Here is a 19,464-nt window from a genome sequence, read left to right on the forward strand (position 1 = left end):
CCATGAGCTCCACCACCATCGACCCCACGCCCTCCCGCCGCGGACCCGGCGGCCCGGCTCATGCCGCCGGCGGCAGCGGACGCCCCGCCGGCCTTAGCACCGGGCCCGGCCCCAGCTTCCCGCGGGTCCTCAACGCCGAATTCATCAAGTTCCGCTCCCTGCTCTCGACCGTGATCCTGCTGGTCGCCACCGCCGCGGTCATCGTGGGCATCGGCGCCCTCGCGTCCTGGGGCATCGGCCAGGCCCTCCAGTCCTCCGGCGCCGATCCCCAGCGCTCCGCCGCGCTGGCCGCCCAGGGTGACATCGCCGCGTCGGCCCCGGGTGCCGGAATCTCGTTTGCCCAGTTGATCCTCGGTTCCCTGGCGGTCCTGATCATCAGCTCGGAGTTCACCACCGGCATGGCGCGCTCCACGTTCACGGCCGTGCCGCGCCGCATCCCGGCGTTCGTGGCCAAGCTGCTCGTCGTGGCCGTCGCCGCGTTTGTTGTCACCGCGGTGTCGCTCTACATCTCCGGACTCGTGGCGGTGCCGATCTTCGAGCAGTACGGCCACACCCTGGATGTCTCCAGCGACCACTACTGGCGCACCCTGCTGATCAACAGCGCCTACGTGGCCGCCGTCGCCGCCATCGGCCTGGCGCTCGGGGCACTGCTGCGCAACTCGGCCGGTGGCATCATGGCCCTGGTGGGACTGTTCTTCGTGCTGCCGATCGCCCTTCAGATCATCCAGGGCGATGTGGTCAAGGAACTGCGCAAGTACACACCGGACAGCACACTGACCCCCATGACCGCGTCCCAGCACATCCCTGACACCCTCGAGGCGTGGCAGGCCGCGCTGGTGCTCGGCGCCTGGGTGGTCATCCCGCTGGTCCTGGCCGGCTTCCTGCTGAAGAAGCGCGACGTCTAAACCGGAGCTATCCGCCGGTGCCCCCTCCGGGGTACCCGCGGGTAGCTTCACCGCGGGCCCGGCAGAGCCTGAAGCAGTGGTTTCAGGCACACTTCAAAATTGCCTGAGAGGCAACAGGCTTTGACCGCCGGGCCCCCGGGCTGGAACCGCGCCCGAAATCACGCACCGTAATCTGTGGGATTGCACAGGACACCGCCTTCCGCTGCCGGTCTACTGTGAAACGACCTTGTGGTCCGCAGCACACGCCCCCGGCCCCTGAGCCCGGCGTGCGGCCCGGACCTAGACCACCCACAAAGGACGGCGCTTCATGCAGGCTGACCAGCAACTCTCCAAGTCCCTCAAACCCCGGCACCTCTCGATGATCGCCATTGCCGGCGTCATCGGCGCCGGGCTCTTCGTCGGCTCCGGCGCCGCCATCCAGCAGGCCGGCCCGGGCATCCTGGTCGCCTACCTGGCCGCCGGCCTCGTCGTCATCCTCGTCATGCGGATGCTCGGCGAAATGGCCGCGGCAAACCCGGAAACCGGTTCCTTCTCTACCTACGCTGACAAGGCCCTGGGCCGCTGGGCCGGGTTCAGCATCGGCTGGCTCTACGCCTGGTTCTGGATCATCGTCCTCGGCATCGAGGCCACGGCCGGCGCCGCGATCATGCACCGCTGGGTGCCCGGCATTGACCAGTGGGTCTGGGCCCTGGCCCTGATGATCCTGCTGACGCTGACAAACCTCGGCTCGGTGAAGTCCTACGGTGAGTTCGAATTCTGGTTCGCCTCCATCAAGGTCGCCGCGATCGTCCTCTTCCTGCTCTTCGGCGTCGCCGCCATCCTCGGCCTGATCCCCGGCGTCCCCGCCCCGGGCCTGGACAACCTGGTCAACAAGGGCGGCTTCATGCCCAACGGACCGGGGGCCGTCCTGGCCGGCATCCTGGTGGTTGTCTTCTCCTTCTTCGGTGCCGAAATCGCCACGATCGCCGCCGGCGAATCCGAGAACCCCGTCGACGCCGTCAAGAAGGCCGTGAAGTCCACGGTGTGGCGCATCCTGGTCTTCTACATCGGCTCCATCGCCATCGTCGTGACCCTGCTGCCCTGGAACAGCGCCTCCGTCGCGAAGAGCCCGTACGTCGCCGTGATCGAACTCTTCGGCATCCCCGGCGCCGGAACCATCATGGACATCGTGGTCCTCACCTCGGTCCTGTCCTGCCTCAACTCCGGCCTCTACACCGCCAGCCGGATGCTCTTCTCCCTCTCCCGCCGCGGTGACGCCCCCAAGTCCTGGATGCGGATCTCCAAGCGCGGCGTCCCGGCCGGCGCCGTGCTGGCCTCCACCGTGGTCGGCTTCATCACCGTGGGCCTGAACTACATCGCCCCGGACACCGTGTTCCTCTTCCTGGTCAACACCTCCGGCGCGATCGCCCTGTTCGTCTGGCTCGTCATCGCCGTCTCGCAGCTGATCCTCCGCCGCCGGATGGGCGCCGCCGCCAGCGAACTGCAGCTGAAGATGTGGCTCTTCCCCTACCTGACCTGGGCCGCGATCATCAGCATCGTGGCGCTGCTGATCGGCATGGTGATCCTGGACAGTACCCGCGAGTCGCTGCTGCTCTCGCTGGCCCTCGCCGCCGTCGTGGTCGGCATCGGACTCTTCCGCTACCGCGGCCGGGGCCACGTCGCCGCGGATGATGCCACCGCCCGGAACTCCGCCGAGGTCACCGACGGCGCGCCCGCCGTCACCGGCCCGGCCAAGTAAATCCAGCCGTTCCTCCCCCGCCGCCGCGTCGCCGCAGGCCGGCGGGGGAAGAACGGGCTCCGGTTAGACTCGGAGCCATGTCTTCCACCGCAGCAGAGCACATCCAGGACCTCGGCGCGTACGTCAGCGCCTCCCCGTCGAGCTTCCACGCCGTCCACGAGGCCGCCCGCCGCCTGGACGAGGCCGGGTTCACCGCCCTCGACGAACTGCAGCCGTGGCCCGCCGCCGCGGAATCCGGCGCCGGCACCGGCCGGTTCTACATGCTGCGCGACGGCGCCCTGATCGCCTGGGTTGTCCCGGAAGGGGCCGGTCCCGTCACCGGCTTCAACATCCTCGGCGCCCACACCGACTCGCCCTCCTTCAAACTCAAGCCCAAGCCCAGCACCGGCAAGTTCGGCTGGCTCCAGGCCGGCGTGGAGGTCTACGGCGGGCCGCTGCTGAACTCCTGGCTGGACCGGGAACTGCAGCTCGCCGGCCGCCTGGTGATGCTCGACGGCGCCGAACACCTCACCGCCACCGGTCCGCTGCTGCGGTTCCCCCAGCTGGCCATCCACCTGGACCGCGCCGTCAACGACGGCCTCGCCCTGGACAAGCAGCAGCACATGAACCCGGTCTACGGCCTCGGCGACCCGGCAGATTCCGACCTCCTGGCCCTGCTCGCGGACCGGGTCGACGGCGCCACGGTGGACCCCGCGCAGATCGGCGGCTACGACGTCGTCATCGCCGACACCCAGCCCCCGGCCGTCTTCGGTGCCCGCGGCGAGTTCTTCGCCTCCGGCCGCCTCGACAACCTCTCCGCCACGCACGCCGGCCTCACCGCCCTGATCGCGCACGCCGCGGGGGCCGTCCCGGCGGACGGACCGATCGCCGTCCTCGCCGCCTTCGACCACGAGGAAATCGGCTCCGCTTCCCGCTCCGGCGCCTGCGGCCCGGTCCTCGAGGACGTCCTGGTCCGCATCTCCGACGGCCTCGGCGCCACCGCCAGCCAGCGCCGGCAGGCCTTCGCCGCGTCCTTCTGCGTCTCCGCGGACGCCGGCCACGCCGTGCACCCGAACTACCCCGAACGGCACGATCCGGCCAACCGGCCGGTCCTGAACGGCGGCCCGCTGCTGAAGATCAACGCCAACCAGCGCTACGCCACCGACGCCACCGGAGCGGCCCTCTGGGCGCGGCTCTGCGCCGAATCCGGCGTCCCGTACCAGGAATTCGTCTCCAACAACGTGATGCCGTGCGGCTCCACGATCGGCCCGCTGACCGCCACCCGCCTGGGCATCCGCACCGTCGACGTCGGGGTCCCGCTGCTCTCGATGCACTCCGCGCGGGAACTCTGCGGCGTCGAGGACCCGCACCGGCTGGCCACGGTCACGGGCGCTTTCTTCCGCACCGGCGCCGGTCAGGCCGGCTAGGAGCTGGCGAGGCCGATCACCACGTTGATGGTGGCGGCGAGGATCACAGTGCCGAAAAGGTAGGAGAGCAGGCTGTGCTTGAGGGCCTCGGCCCGGATAGCGTGGTTCTTCAAGGCGGTGTCCGAGACCTGGTAGGTCATGCCCAGGCTGGTGGCGAGGTAGGCGAAGTCCGTGTACTGCGGCGGCTCCGGCTGGTTGAAGTCGATGCCGCCCACCGCGGCCCCCGCCCTGGCCGAGGTGCTGAAGTACAGCGCGGCGTAGCGCAGGGTGAAGAGCGTCTGCACCAGCATCCAGGACAGCGCCGTGGAGGCCAGGGCCAGCAGCCCGCCGGCCAGCCGGAACCCGCCGCTGCCGCTGTGCGAATCGATGACGACGGCGGCAACGGCCGCCAGGCTCGCCAGGTTGGCGGCGAGGATCATCAGGTCCGTCACGCGGTGCGAGGGGTCCTCCGAGGTGGCGTGTGCCCGGGTCCCCGCCGCGTCCAGCCGGCCGATCACGATCCACACCCAGGCGATGTAGATGAAGGCCGCGACGCTCCATCCCACCGCCGGCGCCTCCACCCACCGGCCGCCCAGGCCGGAGGCGACGCCGGACACCAGCCCGGCGGCGAGCATGACGATGAAACGGAGCCGGCTGCGGCGGACGGGGAAGCCGGTGGACTGCGGGGCGGTGGCCGGGGTCATGAGCAGATCATGGCACAGGGACCTTGGCCGGAAGTTATCCACACCGCCGCGGGCCCGCTTCCCCGCCGCCCCGAGCGGGATTACGGTGGGTGCAGAGTCGCCGAAAGCACCCCGGATGCACTAAGCTATTGAAGTCTGTGCTGCGTCACGTCCCCGTTCCGGGTGCGCGGCCGTGCAGTCACCGCAAATGAACCTCCTGTTACGGAAATGCCGTAACCGCTTAGCCCAAAGGAGGTGGGTTCACATATGCGTCCTTACGAATTGATGGTAATCATCGACCCCGAGGTCGAAGAGCGTACCGTTGAGCCGTCGCTTCAGAAGTTCCTGAACGTCATCACCAACGATGGTGGAACCATCGAAAAGGTTGACATCTGGGGCCGTCGTCGACTGGCTTACGAAATCCAGAAGAAGTCCGAAGGTATCTACGCCGTGGTGAACTTCACCGCTGAGCCGGCTACCGCCAAGGAACTTGACCGCCAGCTGAGTCTCAACGAGACCATCATGCGCACCAAGATCATCCGCCCCGAAGAGCAGAAGGTTGTTGCTGAGTAATTCAGCTCCACCCCTCAATCTTTAACCCCGTAGGAACGAACAAGGAGGCAGTAGATGGCAGGCGAGACCACTATTACGGTCATCGGTAATCTCACCAATGACCCCGAACTGAGGTTCACCCCGTCAGGTTCGGCAGTAGCGAACTTCACCATCGCTTCTACGCCCCGCACGTTCGACCGCCAGTCCAACGAGTGGAAGGACGGGGAAACCCTGTTCCTCCGCGCTTCGGTCTGGCGTGAAGCAGCCGAAAACGTCGCCGAGTCCCTGACCAAGGGCATGCGCGTGATCGTTTCCGGCCGCTTGAAGAGCCGTTCCTACGAAACCAAGGAAGGCGAGAAGCGCACCGTTATCGAGCTGGAAGTCGACGAGATCGGCCCCAGCCTGCGCTACGCCAACGCCAAGGTCAACCGCACCCAGCGCTCCGGCGGGGGTGGCGCCGGAAACGGCGGCCAGGGTGGCTTCGGCGGCGGCAACAGCGGCGGTTTCGGTGGCAACTCTGGTGGAAACCAGGGCGGCAACTCGGGTGGAAACTGGGGCGGCGGCCAGCAGGCTGCGCAGGATGATCCGTGGGCAACGCCCGGGGTCAGCAATGCCGGCGGCTGGGGCAACGGCCCGGATTCCGAACCTCCCTTCTAAACACCATATAAAGGTCCGACGCCGGACCCGCACGGCCGCCCCAGGGCGGCCGCGAGAGAACGGCGGCGGATCACCACCATCCCGTGGATCAATATCCACGGGCTCCATCGAATAGGAGCTCCACGATGGCTAAGGCTGAACTCCGTAAGCCCAAACCAAAGTCCAACCCCTTGAAGGCCGCTGACATCACTGTCATCGACTACAAGGACGTAGCATTGCTGCGCAAGTTCATCTCCGACCGCGGCAAGATCCGCGCCCGTCGCGTCACCGGCGTCACGGTCCAGGAACAGCGCAAGATCGCACAGGCAATCAAGAACGCCCGCGAAGTTGCTCTGCTGCCTTACTCCGGCGCTGGCCGCGGCTAAGGAAGGGATTAACTAACATGGCAAAGCTCATTCTGACCCACGAAGTCACCGGTCTCGGTGCTGCTGGCGACGTTGTCGAGGTCAAGGACGGTTACGCCCGTAACTACCTGCTGCCCCGCAACTTCGCCCTGACCTGGTCCAAGGGTGGCGAGAAGCAGGTTGAGTCCATCAAGGCCGCCCGCGCCGCCCGCGAGCACGCTTCCCTGGAAGACGCTCAGAAGCAGGCTGCGGCTCTGCAGGCCAAGCCGGTCAAGCTCGTCGTCAAGGCCGGCGAAACCGGCCGCCTGTTCGGCACCGTCAAGCAGGGCGACGTCGCCGACGCCGTTGAGGCCGCTGGCCTCGGCCGCATCGACAAGCGCAAGGTTGAACTGCCGGCTCACATCAAGTCGACCGGTTCCTACCAGGCCAACGTCCGTCTCCACGACGACGTTTCCGCTGTGATCGAACTCGACGTCGTCGCAGGCAAGTAGTCTTTTCGACTGACTGACTGCACGACGGGGAGGCCCCCGCCTCCGGATCCCTTTAGGGAACCGGGAGCGGGGGCCTTCTGGTTAAACCCCGCGGTGGACGGGCGGCACTCTCGGCACCCGCGGCGGTGATAGCCTGCGGCACGTGACCGATAATCCTGCACCCCGGCTCCGCCCCTTCGCCCAGGTCGACGTCTTCTCCGCCGAACCGTACCGCGGTAATCCGCTGGCAGTCGTGCTCGACGGTGACGGCCTCGACGCCCATGCCATGCAGCGATTCGCCAACTGGACCAATCTCTCGGAGACCACGTTCCTGCTGCCGCCCACGGATCCGCGTGCCGACTACCGGGTCAGGATCTTCACCGGCAGCGAGGAGTTTCCCTTCGCCGGCCACCCGACCCTGGGGTCTGCCCATGCCTGGCTCGAGGCGGGCGGCATCCCCCGGCAGGACGGGGAGCTGGTGCAGGAATGCGCCGCCGGTCTGGTGCGGGTGAGGCGCGACGGCGGCCGCCTGGCCTTCGCGGCACCACCGTTGACCCGCTCGGGGCCGGTGGCTGAGGCGGACCTCGCCCGCATCGCGGCCGGGTTGCGGTTGCCCCGGCACGACTTTCTGGACGCGTCCTGGCTGGTCAACGGCCCGGAATGGATCGGCGTCCTGTTGGAATCCGCGGAGCAGGTGCTCGCCATCAGGCCCGACTACGCCGCGATGGCCGGGCTCAAGGTCGGCGTGATCGGCCCCCACTCGGACGGATCAAAGCCGGACTTCGAGGTCCGCACCTTTATCCCCGGAGACGCGGCCGCCGAAGACCCGGTCACGGGAAGTTTTAACGCCGGTGCGGCCCAGTGGCTGATCGGAACCGGCCGGGCCCCCAGCTCCTACCTGGCGGCGCAGGGGACGGTGCTGGGCCGTGCCGGGCGCGTCCATATCGAGGCTGCCGGCGACGATGTCTGGGTTGGCGGGAGCTCCGTGAGTTGCATCGAGGGATTCGTCCTCCTCTGAACGCCTCCCCTGAACGGCTGGAACCTTGGGAAGCGGAGGGGAATAAAGCGCCGAGGCGCCGGCTTCTACAGGTAGATGCAAATGCATGTACCTCGATCTTAGGAGCGCACCGTGGAAACCCGCCGCCTTACCGTCCTCTCCGCCGGACTCGGCGTCCCCTCCTCCAGCCGCCTGCTGGCCGACCAGCTGGCGGCCGCCGCCAAGGCCCGGCTGGAGCGCGAGGGCTACGCCGTCACTGTCGACGTGGTGGAACTGCGCGACCTGGCCGTGGACATCGCCAACAACTTCGTCACCGGGTACGCCGGCCCGCGGCTGGCGGAAGTGATCGCCGGCGTCGAGGCCTCCGAGGGCCTGATTGCCGTCACGCCGGTCTTCAGCGCCTCCTACAGCGGCCTGTTCAAGTCCTTCATCGACGTACTGGACCCGAAGTCCCTCGATGGCAAGGCGGTGCTGCTGGGCGCCACCGGCGGCACGGACCGGCACCAGATGGTCCTGGACTACGCCATGCGGCCGCTCTTCAGCTACCTGCGGGCGCGCACGGCGGCCACCGGCGTCTTCGCCGGCCCCCAGGACTGGGGGACCGCGGGCGACGGAGGCTCGCCCCTCTCGTCACGGATCGAACGGGCCGCGGGGGAGTTCGCGGCCCTGCTCCAGGGCCCGCAGCCGGGCCGCCGGCAGGAACCTGCCTCGTCGCTGCCCTTCGAGCAGTTGCTGGCCGGCATCTCGGGCGGACACTAGGGCGCAACGGCACCAGCACCGGCGCCAGCACCGGCACCAGCACCGGCGCCAGCACCGGCGCCAGCGCCGGGTGTCAGTCCTCCAGGAGGGCGATGAACTCCCGGGCATCGTCGAGGGTGATGTCCGAGTGGCGGCAGAGCGCCGCCGCGGCGCCCTCGACGTCGCCGTCGGCGGCCTGGCGGCGGATCCGGCCGTAGATCTCGTCGTTGAGCTTGGTGCTGCTGACTTCCCGGGTGACCTCGCCCCTGCTGGCGATGGCCCGGTAGCGGTAGGGGAAGTGCTGCGGGGCCCCGGCGTCCTCGGCCGGCGCGTCCGCCGGGGCGGCCTCCCGGAACGGCTGGGGGTGGGCCGCCAGCGCCGCGACGGCGTCCCGCGCGGCGCGCAGTCCCGTCCCGGTGGCTTCCCGGTAGGCCTGGATGGCGGCCACCGCCTGCCCGCGGGCAATGAAGGCGTAGACCCGGCGGTGCTGGTCCTGGTCCAGGCCCTGTGCGGCGGCACGGGCGGCCTCCGGGGAGGGCGGGGCGCCGGTGGGACCAGACTCCGCCCCGGCGTTCCGCCGCCGGCCCAGGGTCCGCGCCACGAGCATCACGACGACGGCGGCGAGCACCAGGATGGCAAGGGGGATGAGCAGGGCTTCCATTCGTTCTGGACCAATCCTTGGGGAGTGCGGGTTATCCACAGCATATTCCGCCCGCCGTATGACGGAACCCGGGGATCGGGCGCGGAGCGGCGCGGAATCAGTGATATGCATCACAGAACAGGCATATGTGCGGAGTTTTCCGGCCGGGATGTGCTGCGGTTTCCCCAGCCCGCCCGCCGTGGCTGTGGATGAAACTTATCCAAAATTCTTTTGCGTCCACAGCCTGAATGCAGTGTTTCCGCAGGTCAGGGGCTATTTTATGTGCGAAACAATATTCTTTTCCACAGAACTTCCCACAGGCTGTGCACAAGCAGGGGGCGGTGGTCCACACCTTATCCACACCCCCGGTGGACAACCGGGTTGGAGCCCGGCCGCCGGGGGGATACCGTGGCGGGAGACCAGCGGCAGCCGGGCCCCACACCGCCATCCTGTCAGTGCCCGCTGATACACCTGACGCATGGGACGGAAGCCGCCGGCGGCGGCGCCCCACGGCACACAACGAAGGACGGCAGTTTTGTCAGTTACGCATCTGGACTCGATCGAGGGAACCCGGGGAGCAGAGGGCAGCCGCAAGCCGCCGCAGGACATTCCGGCCGAGCAGTCCGTGCTGGGCGGCATGATGCTCTCCAAGGATGCCATCGCCGACGTCGTCGAAATCCTGCGCGGCCAGGACTTCTACCGCCCTGCCCACGAGACCATCTACGAGGCCATCATCGACCTCTACGGCCGGGGCGAGCCCGCCGACGCCGTCACCGTCTCCGATGAACTGACCAAGCGCGGCGAAATCAACCGCATAGGCGGGCCCGCCTACCTGCACGAGCTGATCCAGACCGTTCCCACGGCCGCGAACGCCGGGTACTACGCGGAGATCGTGGCCGAACGCGCCGTGCTCCGCCGCCTGGTGAACGCCGGGACCAAGATCGTCCAGCTCGGTTACGGCCAGGACGGCGAGGTGGAGGACCTGGTCAACCAGGCCCAGGCCGAGGTCTACGCCGTGGCCGAGCGCCGCACCGCCGAGGACTACGTGGTCCTCAAGGACGTCATGGAATCCACGGTGGACGAGATCGAGGCTTCAGGCCACCGCGGCGAGGGCATGGTGGGCGTCCCCACCGGCTTCTACGAGCTCGACGAGCTGACGCACGGCCTGCACCCGGGCCAGATGATCGTCATCGCCGCGCGCCCCGCCGTCGGTAAGTCCACGTTCGCGCTGGACTTCGCCCGCTCGGCCGCGATCAAGAACAACCTCGCCACCGTCATGTTCTCCCTGGAAATGGGCCGGAACGAGATCGCCATGCGCCTGCTCTCCGCGGAAGCCACCATCGGCCTGCAGGACCTGCGCAAGGGCACCATCAAGGACGAACAGTGGTCCAAGATCGCCACCACGATGGGCCGGATGAACGACGCCCCGCTGTTCATCGACGACAGCCCCAACATGTCCCTGATGGAAATCCGCGCCAAGTGCCGCCGCCTGAAGCAGCAGCACGACCTCAAGCTGGTCATCCTCGACTACCTGCAGCTGATGAGCTCGGGCAAGAAGGTCGAATCCCGCCAGCAGGAAGTCTCCGAGTTCTCCCGTGCCCTGAAGCTGCTGGCCAAGGAACTCCAGGTACCGGTGATCGCCCTCTCGCAGCTGAACCGTGGCTCCGAGCAGCGCCAGGACAAGCGGCCGATGGTTTCCGACCTGCGTGAATCCGGCTCCATCGAGCAGGACGCCGACATGGTCATCCTGCTGCACCGCGAAGACGTCTACGACAAGGAGTCCCCCCGCGCCGGCGAGGCGGACATCCTGATCGCCAAGCACCGTAACGGCCCCACCAAGGACATCGTGGTCGCCTTCCAGGGCCACTACTCCCGGTTCGCCAACATGGCCGGCGACGCCGGCGGAGGCGGGGGCTTCTAGGCCGGTGCGGGCCCGGCGAGCAGGTGGTTGGGCAGCCGGTTTCCGGGGGCCCGGCCGCGGATCTCCAACAGCTCCCGGGCGTGGGCGTGCAGCCGCCGGTCCTCGTCCGAGACCGGCACCCACTGCCGTACCGGGACCGAGGTGCCCGTCGCGTCCCGGGCCACCATGACGGTCAGGCAGTAGGTGGTCAGGTTCAGTTCGTGGCCCTTGGGGTCCCCGGAGCGCACGTGCACCGCGATGTGCATTCCCTTGGTGCCGGTGTACACCAGCCGCGCCTCGACCTCCACCAGGTGCCCGATCAGCAGCGGCCGGTAGAACCGCACCCCGCCGGAGAACACGGCCACCGTGTCCATCCCGCAGTACCGGGAGGCGCAGACGTAGGCCGCCTCATCGATCCACTTCATCACGATGCCGCCATGCACCTTGCCGCCCCAGTTCACATCCGTGGGTGCGGCCATGAAGCGGAGCGTGACCCGCTCGGCCGTGCCGGCGTCGGTGTATTCCTGCCGGTTCATGGCCTCGACGATCTCCTCGCGGACCTTGATCCGCGCCAGCGTGTGGTCCCGCTCCTCGATTTCCGCCGGGGTGGCGGGCTCGAACTGCGGCACCGGGATGGGCTTGCCGTCCGCGCCCACGGCCACAAAAATCACCAGGCACTGGCTGCGCATGGTGGCGGGGCCGCCCTTCGGATCGCCCGAGGACACCACCGTGCGGATGTGCATGGAGGACCGGCCGGTGTAGACGATCGTGGCCTCCACCTCCACCATGTCCCCGCTGTTGACCGGGTCCGCGAAGTGGATGTTGCCCACATAGGCGGTCACGCAATAGGACTTCGCCCAGCCGACCGCCGCGGCGTAGGCGGCCTTGTCTACCCATTCGAGGACCGTCCCGGCGTCCACGGAGCCGCTGTGTCCGACGTCGGTGGGCGCGGCCAGGAAGCGGAGGGTGACGGCATTGTCGGGGGACTCATCCATGCCTGCGAGTGTACTGACGCGGCCACGGGCGGACACAGGCGCCATGACACATTCGCACGCACCCGCGCCACACGGGACGGCTAGGGTGGAGCCGTGCCCGCGCAACCCACCACCACCTCCCGGCCCAACCAGCGCCGGGAGATCCTGCGGCTGGCCGTCCCGGCCTTCGGGGCGCTGATCGCCGAGCCGCTGTTCCTGCTCGCCGACTCCGCGATCGTGGGCCACCTCGGCGTCGCGGAACTGGCCGGCGTGGGCCTCGCCTCCGCCGTGCTGCACACCGCCGTCGGGCTCATGGTCTTCCTGGCCTACTCCACCACCCCCGCCGTCGCGCGCGCCGTCGGCCGCGGTGACCTGGGCCGCGCCCTGGCGTCCGGCCGCGACGGCCTCTGGCTGGCGCTGCTCCTCGGCGCAGCCCTGGCCGCCGCCGGCGCCCTCACCGCCGGGCCGCTGCTGGACCTGATGGGGGCTCAGGGCGAGGTGCGCACCTTCGCCGTGGACTACCTCCGCTGGTCGATGCCCGGCCTGGTCGCCATGCTGCTCATCTTCGCCGGGACCGGGGTGCTCCGGGGCCTGCAGGACACCCGGACGCCGCTCGTGGTGGCCACCGCCGGGTTCGCCGTCAACATCGGCCTCAACGCGTTCCTGGTCTACGGGCTGGGGCTGTCCGTCACCGGGTCGGCACTCGGCACCAGCATCGCCCAGTGGGCCATGGCGCTGGTCTACGTGGTGATGGTGCAGCGCACCGCCCGCCGGCACGGGGTCCCGCTGCGGCCGGACTGGCGCGGCATCCGCGCCCTGACGCAGGTGGGGTCCTGGCTGATGCTGCGCACCGTCAGCCTGCGCGTCGCGATCCTCGCCACCGTGCTCGTGGCCACCGCCCAAGGCGCCGTGAACCTGGCCGCCCACCAACTCGCGATGACCGTCTTCACCTTCCTCGCCTTCGCCCTCGACGCCCTGGCGATTGCCGCGCAGGCCCTGATCGGGAAGGAATTGGGCGCCTCCCACCCGGCGGCGGCCCGGGAGCTGACCCGCACCATGGTCCGCTGGGGCCTGGGCTTCGGCGTGCTCACGGGGGCGCTGCTGGCGGTGGCCGCACCGTGGGCCGGCCTGCTGTTCACCGCCGACGACGGCGTGCGCTCCACCCTGGCGCTGGCGCTGTGGGTCCTCGCCGCGGGCCAGCCGCTGGCCGGCTACGTGTTCGTCCTGGACGGCGTGCTGATCGGTGCCGGGGATGCCAAGTACCTGGCGGTGGCCGGCGTCATCAACCTGCTGGTGTACCTGCCGCTGCTGCTGGTGGTCCGGCTTTCCGGGGCTGACGGGGGAGAGGGGCTGCTCTGGCTCTGGGCCGCGTTCTCCTTCGGCTACCTCGGCGCACGGGCCGTGACCCTGGGGCTGCGGGCCCGCACGGACCGCTGGATGCGGCTGGGCGACGCCTGAGGCCTGCCAGCGCCTAAACTGGACGGGTGACTCTCCCCGCCACCCCGAGCCCCTCGACCGCCCCGACCGCCGCCCCGGACCTCTGGAAGCCGGTCCTGCTGCGCGCCGCAGTCGCCCTGGTCTTCGGCGCGGTCACCGTCTTCTGGGCGGCGCCGCCGGTCCCGGCGATGGGCTGGACCGCGGGACTCTACCTGCTTGCCACCGGCGTGGTGCTGCTCTGGGGCGCCCGCAGGACCGGCCTGGCCGCCGGCGGTCCGCACGCGCGCCTCCTCGCCGCGGCCGGCGCCATCCTGGCCGGCACCGGTGCCGCCGTGGCGCTGCTGCCCTCCAACCTGGTCTTCGGCGTCGTCGGCGCCCTGGGGCTGGGACTGGCAGGCGCGGCCGAATTGATCCTCGGGATCGCCACCCGCGGCCGTTCGGTCCTGGCACGGGACTGGATCACCTCCGGCATCATCGGCCTCGGCACGGCCGCCGGGCTGCCGTTCTTCATCGACCTGGGCCCGCACGCCCTCCTCGGCGTGGCCGGCGGCGGCGCCATTATCGGCGGCGTGCTGTGGACGCTGGCCGGGCTGACCCTGCGGCACGATGCGCGGGGCGTTTCCGCCGAGGCCGTAAACTAGACAGGACAGGTTCTACCCGGCGTAGAACATTTGCGCGATCGCGACTGCCACGCCCCACGGCGCTGGCGGCAGGAGGAAAGCACCTTGGCACAGCAGAACCCAGGAGAACGCCGCACGATGCGGACTTCGGTCAAGGGACCGCTGATGTTCTCCGCCTTCTTCGCGGTGCTGGCCTTCTTCGCCGTCCTCATCTTCGCCTCCGGCGGCAGCGCCAAGGCCCCCCGCTTCGACCTGGCCTTCACCGGCGCCGGCATCGCCTTCATCGTCACCCTGGTGATCGCCGCGATGCTCTCCATGAGCTACAAGGAGAACGCCGAGCACCTCGGCAAGGGCTCCGGCGTTAACCTCAGCTCCCGCCGCCCGGCGTCCTCCCACCAGCAGGCCCCGCAGCAGCAGGAAGAGTCCGACGGCGGCACCACCGCCAGCTAGCCGGGCCCACTAGTCCGGCCCTACTCCGGCGGCGCAGGCCGTACTACGCCGCCCCCTAGGAGGCGGCCTTCCGGGCCCGGTATGCCGCCACGTGCGCCCGGTTCGCGCAGTTGCCGGTGTCGCAGTACCGCTTGGAGCGGTTCCGGCTCAGATCCAGCACGACGGCGTCGCAGTCGTCCGCGGCGCAGACCAGCATCCGGTCCATTTCCTTGCTGCGGATCACGTCCACCAGCGCCATCGCCGCCTCCGTGCTCATCCGGTCCGCCAGGGGCGCCTCCGGGGCGGTGGCGTGCAGGTGCCAGTCCCAGCCGTCGTGCTTGCTCAACTGAGGCAGTGCCCGCGCCTCGCGCAGCAGCCGGTTCACGGTGTCCACCGCCTCGGACTCCCCGGCCCGCCACAGGGCAGTGAGTTCGGCCCGCAGCCGCAGGACGCTCTCCAGTTCGGCCACGTCACGGCTCCGGGCGCCGCTGAAGCCCTCGGCGCTGAGGAACCGGTCCAGGGCGGTCGGATCAGGGAGGTGTTCCTCCCCGTTCGCCGCGGTATTGATCAGGTTGACGACGGACCGGAGAGCAATCTCCGTGTCAGGGGCAAAAATCATCTTGACTCCTTACGTTCGGCGCACGTACTGTCATGACCATAACCCGACTTTACTCCTGACAGGAGGCAGACCCTTGCCTGCCGCTCGCCGCCCCGCCGGCCCTTCCACCAGCACCCCGCACGACGGGGCCATTCCCGGCAGCCCGGGCACCGGCACCGCCGCCGGCACGACAGGCACCGGAACGCCCGCCGGAACCCCGGCGCGGACCGGGGTCTCCTCGTTCCTCGCCTCCGGCCTGGGCGTGGCCCTGTTCTCCTCGGCGGTCTTCGGCCTGTCCGGATCCTTCGCCAAGTCCCTGCTGGAGACCGGCTGGAGCCCCGGCGCCGCGGTCACCGCGCGCCTGACCGGCGCCGCCCTGGTCCTCGCCGTCCCTGCGGCTCTCGCGCTGCGCGGCCGCTGGCACCAGCTCCGGGACAACTGGCTCACCGTGGTGCTGTTCGGCGTGATCGGCGTGGCCGCCTGCCAGCTCTTCTACTTCAATGCCGTCGCCCGGCTCTCGGTTGGCGTCGCCCTCTTGCTCGAATACCTTGCCCCGGTGATGATCGTGCTCTGGCTCTGGTTGGCCAGCCGGCGCCGGCCCCGGCCGCTGACCATCGGCGGGACGCTGCTCTCGCTGGCGGGCCTGGTGCTGGTCCTGGACCTCACGGGGGCGGTGCGGATCGACCTGGTCGGCGTGCTCTGGGGCGTGGCGGCGGCCGTCTGCCTGGCCATCTACTTCTTCATCACGGCCAAGGAAAACGACACCCTGCCGCCGATCGTCCTGGCCTCGGGCGGTCTGCTGACCGGTGCGGCCGTGATGTGGCTGGCCGCCGCGACCGGGCTGCTGCCCATGGCCGCCTCCACGGCGGACACCCGGCTGGGTCCCTGGGTGACGCCGTGGTGGGTGTCCCTCGGTGGCCTGGTCCTCCTGGCCACCGTCCTGGCCTACGTCTCCGGCATCGTGGCCGCCCGGGCTCTGGGATCCAAGGTGGCATCCTTCATCTCGCTGACCGAGGTGCTGTTCGCCGTGCTCTGGGCGTGGCTGCTGCTGGGCGAACTTCCCGGTCCGGTGCAGCTGCTGGGCGGCGTCCTGATCGTGGGCGGGGTGCTGCTGGTGCGCCTCGACGAACTGCGGACCGCCGCCGCGGTTCCGGCGCCGCTGGACCACGCGAACGACGTCGAACCCGTCCCCTAGGCGGGCCGGGCGGGATCATAAGAACCGAATTAACGGCAGCAGGTCCGGACGCGGCGCGTCCGGACCTGCTGCGTAGTGTGCGGGTTGTTTCCGCGGCCGCGTTTAGCGGGCGGAGGCGCTCTGCTGCTCGGTGGCGTTGCGGACCGCCTGCTGACCGGCCTGCTGCAGCGCCTGGGACACCCGGGTCAGGGCCGCGACGTGCTCGCCGTTCCACTCGCTGCGGAACTTCTCCGCGTCCGGACCCATCCACTGCGTGCCAGCCAGGACCTTGGTCAGCATCGACTTCTGGTTATCGATTTCCTGCGACCCGGCCTGCAGCTTGGACCCCAGCGCCTTCAGCTGATCAACATCTGCACCCCAAATAGCCATGCGAAAAATCTCCTTAGATCGTCGGACCCGAACCTCTCGGCGTCCCCAGCGGCCCCCGGCTGATCCGGAAGTTCCTATGCCATGAACCTACCCTGCCGCCTCCGCGAGCGTCGATGGGGACCCCTGCCCATGGAGCCCTGCCCATACGTTTGGCACCGTTCAGGCCGCGGCCGGCCCCTGCTTCCCGAAGCTGCGGAGACGGAGCGAGTTGGCCACCACCAGCACGGAACTGGCGGCCATGGCGGCACCGGCGATCATCGGGTTGAGCAGGCCCAGGGCCGCCACCGGGATGCCGACGGCGTTGTAGAAGAAGGCCCAGAAGAGGTTCGTCTTGATGGTGCCCAGGGTGCGGCGGGACAGCTCGATCGCCTGCGCCACCTGTGCCAGGTCGTTGCCCATGACAGTCAGGTCCGCGGCCTCGATCGCCACGTCCGTCCCCGAGCCCATGGCGATGCCGAGGTCTGCCTGCGCCAGCGCCGCGGCATCGTTGACGCCGTCGCCGGCCATGGCCACGGTGGCACCGTCGTCCTGAAGGGCGCGGACGGCGTCCACCTTGCCCTCCGGGGTGACCCCGGCGTAGACGTCCTCCGGGGCGATCCCGACGGCGGCGGCCACCTGGGCCGCGACCGCGGCGTTGTCGCCGGTCAGCAGGATGGGGCGCAGTCCCAGCCCGCGGAGCCGGGCGATGGCTGCCGCGGATCCGGGCTTCAGGGTGTCGCGCAGGCTGATGAGCCCCGCCGGTGCGCCGTCGACCGCCACCCAGATGGCGCTCGCCCCGGCGGCTTCCTCCGTCGCGAGGGTCTCACGCTGGCCGCCGGTGAGCGCGACGCTGTTCTCCTCCAGCCAGCCGGAGCGGCCCACCGTGACCGTGTGCCCGTCGACCGTGCCGCGGACGCCGCCGCCGGGGGCGGAGTGGAAGTCCGCGACGGCGGGCAGCCGGTCCGCGGACCCGTCGGCCAGGGCGGCGGCCGCGATGGCCCGGGCGATGGGGTGCTCTGAGGCGGCCTCGGCGGCGCCGGCGAGGCGCAGCACGGCGTCGGCCTCGAAACCGGGGAAGGCGGTGGTGCCCTCGACGGCCAGGTGCCCGGTGGTCACGGTCCCGGTCTTGTCCAGCAGGATGGTGTCCACCGTCCGGGTGTCCTCGAGGACCTGCGGGCCGCGGATCAGGATGCCCAGCTGGGCGCCGCGGCCGGTGCCGGTGAGCAGGCCCACCGGGGTGGCGAGGCCCAGCGCACAGGGGCAGGCGATGACCAGCACCGCCACCGCCGCCGTGAAGGCCGAGCGGAGGCCGGCGTCGGTGATGTCCGGTCCGGCCGCCAGCAGCCAGGCGGCAAAGGTCACGACGGCGATGCCCAGCACCACCGGGACAAACACGCCGCTGATGCGGTCGGCCAGCCGGGCGATGGGCGCCTTGCCGGACTGCGCCTGCGAGACCAGCCGTCCCATCTGGGTCAGGGTGGTCTCCGAGCCCACGCGGGTGGCCCGGACCAGGATGCGGCCGGAGGTGTTGATGGTGGCGCCGGTGACGGGGCTGTCCGGACCGACCTCCACCGGCACGGATTCGCCGGTGACCAGGGAGGCGTCGACGGCGGAGCTGCCCTCGACCACCACGCCGTCGGCCGGGATCTTCCCGCCGGGGCGGACCACGATCACGTCGCCGACCGCGAGCCGGTCCGCCGGGACGGTGACCTCGAGTCCGTCGCGGAGCACGGTGGCGTCCTTGGCTCCCAGGTCCAGCAGGGTTTTCAGCGCATCCCCGGCCTTCTGCTTGGCGTTGGCCTCAAGGAAGCGGCCCAGCAGCAGGAAGGTGGTCACCACGGAGGCCACCTCGAAATACAGGCCCTCCGGTCCCATGCCGGCCATGCCCGGGTGCTCGGTGAGACGCGGATTTGCCAGCAGCTGCCAGGCGGAGAAGACGTAGGCCGCGGTGACGCCGATCGAGACCAGGGTGTCCATGGTGGAGGACAGGTGCCGGGCGTTCACCGCCGCGGCCCGGTGGAAGGGCCAGGCCGCCCACGTGACCACCGGCAGCGCCAGCAGCCCGGCCACCCAGCCCCAGTTCGGGAACTGCGCGGCCGGCACCATGGAGAGCACGAAGACGGGCACGGTGAAGACGGCGGCAGTGATCAGCCGGGGCTTCAGGGCCGACGCCGCGGAGCGGGTTGCGCCGGCAGTTGCGCCGCCGTCGGACGCTTCATCCCCGGCGGCCGCATCGTCCACGGCGGGGCGGGCGGCAGGGGGCGTCCGCACGGTGGCCTTGTAGCCCGCGGCGCTCACGGTGGCGGTGAGCTGGTCGTCGCTGATGCCGGCCGGAACGGTCACGCGGGCCGATTCCAGCGGCAGGTTCACCACCGCCTCCACGCCCTCCAGCTTGCCGAGTTTGCGCTCCACCCGGCCCACGCAGGACGCACAGGTCATGCCCTCGATATCGAGTTCCACCACCCGCGTCCCGGACTGGTCCAGCAGCTTGGCGTTTTCCACGGTACGTGCCTCTTTCCTTACTCCTTCGTGCTGCGGGCGCCCTCTCCGGCGCTCAGGGCTGGTTGCCGCCCGGTCAGGCTTCGTTGGCGACCACCAGGTAGCCGGCCTCGGCGACGGCCTCGCCGATCTCGGCGGGGGAGAGCTCCCGGGCGGAGCCGATGGTCACGGTGGAGATCCCGCCGGCGTTGAGGTCGACGTCGACGTTCTCCACGCCGTCCAGGGCCTCGAGTTCCTCCGTGACGGAGGAGACGCAGTGGCCGCAGGTCATGCCGGAAACTTCGATGGTGGTGGAAACGGTGCTCATGGTGCTCTCCTTCGTGGGCCGGGACGGCCCGGTTGATGGCTGGCTGAC

21 protein-coding genes are annotated in these 19,464 nt (G+C 69.8%); 14 read left to right on the forward strand and 7 right to left on the reverse strand.

All coding sequences use genetic code 11. The features are described from left to right. The first annotated feature begins 2 nt into the window (after window positions 1-2). The 3 genes from ABC337_RS08095 to ABC337_RS08105 all read left to right on the forward strand — a co-directional run bounded on the left by ABC337_RS08095 (window position 3) and on the right by ABC337_RS08105 (window position 4,049). Window positions 3-905 carry an ABC transporter permease gene (locus ABC337_RS08095; RefSeq protein ID WP_412884407.1) on the forward strand — a complete coding sequence of 301 codons (903 nt, stop codon included), beginning with the start codon at window positions 3-5 and terminating at the stop codon, window positions 903-905. Window positions 906-1,212: 307 nt separating this feature from the next. Next, on the forward strand, window positions 1,213-2,643 hold the full coding sequence (locus tag ABC337_RS08100; RefSeq protein WP_412884406.1) for an amino acid permease: 1,431 nt from the start codon (window positions 1,213-1,215) through the stop codon (window positions 2,641-2,643). A 77-nt stretch (window positions 2,644-2,720) separates the two neighbouring features. Then, window positions 2,721-4,049, forward strand: coding sequence for a M18 family aminopeptidase (locus tag ABC337_RS08105; protein ID WP_412884405.1), 1,329 nt, complete (start codon window positions 2,721-2,723; stop codon window positions 4,047-4,049). Here ABC337_RS08105 and ABC337_RS08110 read toward each other — a convergent pair. Further along, window positions 4,046-4,732, reverse strand: coding sequence for a DUF1345 domain-containing protein (locus tag ABC337_RS08110; protein ID WP_412884404.1), 687 nt, complete (start codon window positions 4,730-4,732; stop codon window positions 4,046-4,048). The genes ABC337_RS08105 and ABC337_RS08110 overlap by 4 nt on opposite strands. 246 nt (window positions 4,733-4,978) lie before the next feature. Between ABC337_RS08110 and rpsF the strand changes: the two genes are divergently transcribed. From rpsF to ABC337_RS08140, 6 genes are all read left to right on the forward strand, one after another. Then, window positions 4,979-5,284 carry a 30S ribosomal protein S6 gene (gene rpsF, locus ABC337_RS08115; RefSeq protein WP_290257143.1) on the forward strand — a complete coding sequence of 102 codons (306 nt, stop codon included), beginning with the start codon at window positions 4,979-4,981 and terminating at the stop codon, window positions 5,282-5,284. A 54-nt stretch (window positions 5,285-5,338) separates the two neighbouring features. Next, window positions 5,339-5,920 (forward strand): single-stranded DNA-binding protein, encoded by a 582-nt coding sequence (locus tag ABC337_RS08120; RefSeq protein ID WP_290257144.1) that lies wholly within the window; start codon window positions 5,339-5,341, stop codon window positions 5,918-5,920. Window positions 5,921-6,045: 125 nt separating this feature from the next. Next, entirely contained in the window at window positions 6,046-6,285 is a 240-nt protein-coding gene (gene rpsR, locus ABC337_RS08125; protein ID WP_003800144.1) for a 30S ribosomal protein S18, read from the forward strand. Window positions 6,286-6,302: 17 nt separating this feature from the next. After that, entirely contained in the window at window positions 6,303-6,755 is a 453-nt protein-coding gene (rplI, locus tag ABC337_RS08130) for a 50S ribosomal protein L9 (RefSeq protein WP_056736830.1), read from the forward strand. Between the two features lie 142 nt (window positions 6,756-6,897). Continuing rightward, on the forward strand, window positions 6,898-7,752 hold the full coding sequence (locus tag ABC337_RS08135; RefSeq protein ID WP_412884403.1) for a PhzF family phenazine biosynthesis protein: 855 nt from the start codon (window positions 6,898-6,900) through the stop codon (window positions 7,750-7,752). Window positions 7,753-7,863: 111 nt separating this feature from the next. After that, a complete protein-coding gene (locus ABC337_RS08140; protein ID WP_412884402.1) occupies window positions 7,864-8,490 on the forward strand; it encodes an FMN reductase in 627 nt (208 codons plus the stop codon). A 73-nt stretch (window positions 8,491-8,563) separates the two neighbouring features. Here the strand turns inward: ABC337_RS08140 and ABC337_RS08145 are convergent, their stop codons facing one another. After that, the gene (locus ABC337_RS08145; RefSeq protein ID WP_412884401.1) at window positions 8,564-9,130 is read right to left on the reverse strand and encodes a hypothetical protein; all 567 of its coding nucleotides are present in this window, start codon (window positions 9,128-9,130) and stop codon (window positions 8,564-8,566) included. Window positions 9,131-9,644: 514 nt separating this feature from the next. On the opposite strand from ABC337_RS08145, the gene dnaB reads away from it, so the two are divergent. Next, the gene (gene dnaB / locus ABC337_RS08150) at window positions 9,645-11,030 is read left to right on the forward strand and encodes a replicative DNA helicase (RefSeq protein WP_290257154.1); all 1,386 of its coding nucleotides are present in this window, start codon (window positions 9,645-9,647) and stop codon (window positions 11,028-11,030) included. Here the strand turns inward: dnaB and ABC337_RS08155 are convergent. Further along, complete coding sequence (locus ABC337_RS08155) at window positions 11,027-12,004, reverse strand: acyl-CoA thioesterase (RefSeq protein WP_412884400.1); 978 nt, start codon at window positions 12,002-12,004, stop codon at window positions 11,027-11,029. The two genes, dnaB and ABC337_RS08155, sit on opposite strands and share 4 nt — an antisense overlap. A 93-nt stretch (window positions 12,005-12,097) precedes the next feature. On the opposite strand from ABC337_RS08155, the gene ABC337_RS08160 reads away from it, so the two are divergent. From ABC337_RS08160 to ABC337_RS08170, 3 genes are all read left to right on the forward strand, one after another. After that, window positions 12,098-13,441 (forward strand): MATE family efflux transporter, encoded by a 1,344-nt coding sequence (locus tag ABC337_RS08160; protein WP_412884399.1) that lies wholly within the window; start codon window positions 12,098-12,100, stop codon window positions 13,439-13,441. A gap of 26 nt (window positions 13,442-13,467) precedes the next feature. Beyond that, complete coding sequence (locus tag ABC337_RS08165; RefSeq protein WP_412884398.1) at window positions 13,468-14,061, forward strand: hypothetical protein; 594 nt, start codon at window positions 13,468-13,470, stop codon at window positions 14,059-14,061. Between the two features lie 117 nt (window positions 14,062-14,178). Further along, a complete protein-coding gene (locus ABC337_RS08170) occupies window positions 14,179-14,490 on the forward strand; it encodes a hypothetical protein (protein ID WP_412884966.1) in 312 nt (103 codons plus the stop codon). Window positions 14,491-14,545: 55 nt separating this feature from the next. Here ABC337_RS08170 and ABC337_RS08175 read toward each other — a convergent pair whose 3' ends face one another. Continuing rightward, window positions 14,546-15,088, reverse strand: a complete 543-nt coding sequence (locus ABC337_RS08175; RefSeq protein WP_412884397.1) for a CGNR zinc finger domain-containing protein — start codon at window positions 15,086-15,088, stop codon at window positions 14,546-14,548. Window positions 15,089-15,323: 235 nt separating this feature from the next. Between ABC337_RS08175 and ABC337_RS08180 the strand changes: the two genes are divergently transcribed. Continuing rightward, complete coding sequence (locus ABC337_RS08180) at window positions 15,324-16,262, forward strand: EamA family transporter (protein ID WP_412884965.1); 939 nt, start codon at window positions 15,324-15,326, stop codon at window positions 16,260-16,262. Between the two features lie 102 nt (window positions 16,263-16,364). Here ABC337_RS08180 and ABC337_RS08185 read toward each other — a convergent pair whose 3' ends face one another. The 3 genes from ABC337_RS08185 to ABC337_RS08195 form a co-directional block, all read right to left on the reverse strand. After that, the gene (locus tag ABC337_RS08185) at window positions 16,365-16,631 is read right to left on the reverse strand and encodes a hypothetical protein (protein WP_290257160.1); all 267 of its coding nucleotides are present in this window, start codon (window positions 16,629-16,631) and stop codon (window positions 16,365-16,367) included. Window positions 16,632-16,790: 159 nt separating this feature from the next. Continuing rightward, window positions 16,791-19,049, reverse strand: a complete 2,259-nt coding sequence (locus tag ABC337_RS08190) for a heavy metal translocating P-type ATPase (protein ID WP_412884964.1) — start codon at window positions 19,047-19,049, stop codon at window positions 16,791-16,793. A 136-nt stretch (window positions 19,050-19,185) separates the two neighbouring features. Next, entirely contained in the window at window positions 19,186-19,416 is a 231-nt protein-coding gene (locus ABC337_RS08195) for a heavy-metal-associated domain-containing protein (protein ID WP_290257162.1), read from the reverse strand. Between the last annotated feature and the right edge of the window lie 48 nt (window positions 19,417-19,464).

Origin of the sequence: Arthrobacter phoenicis (assembly GCF_047238215.1) — a bacterium.
Classification (GTDB): Bacteria; Actinomycetota; Actinomycetes; order Actinomycetales; family Micrococcaceae; genus Arthrobacter.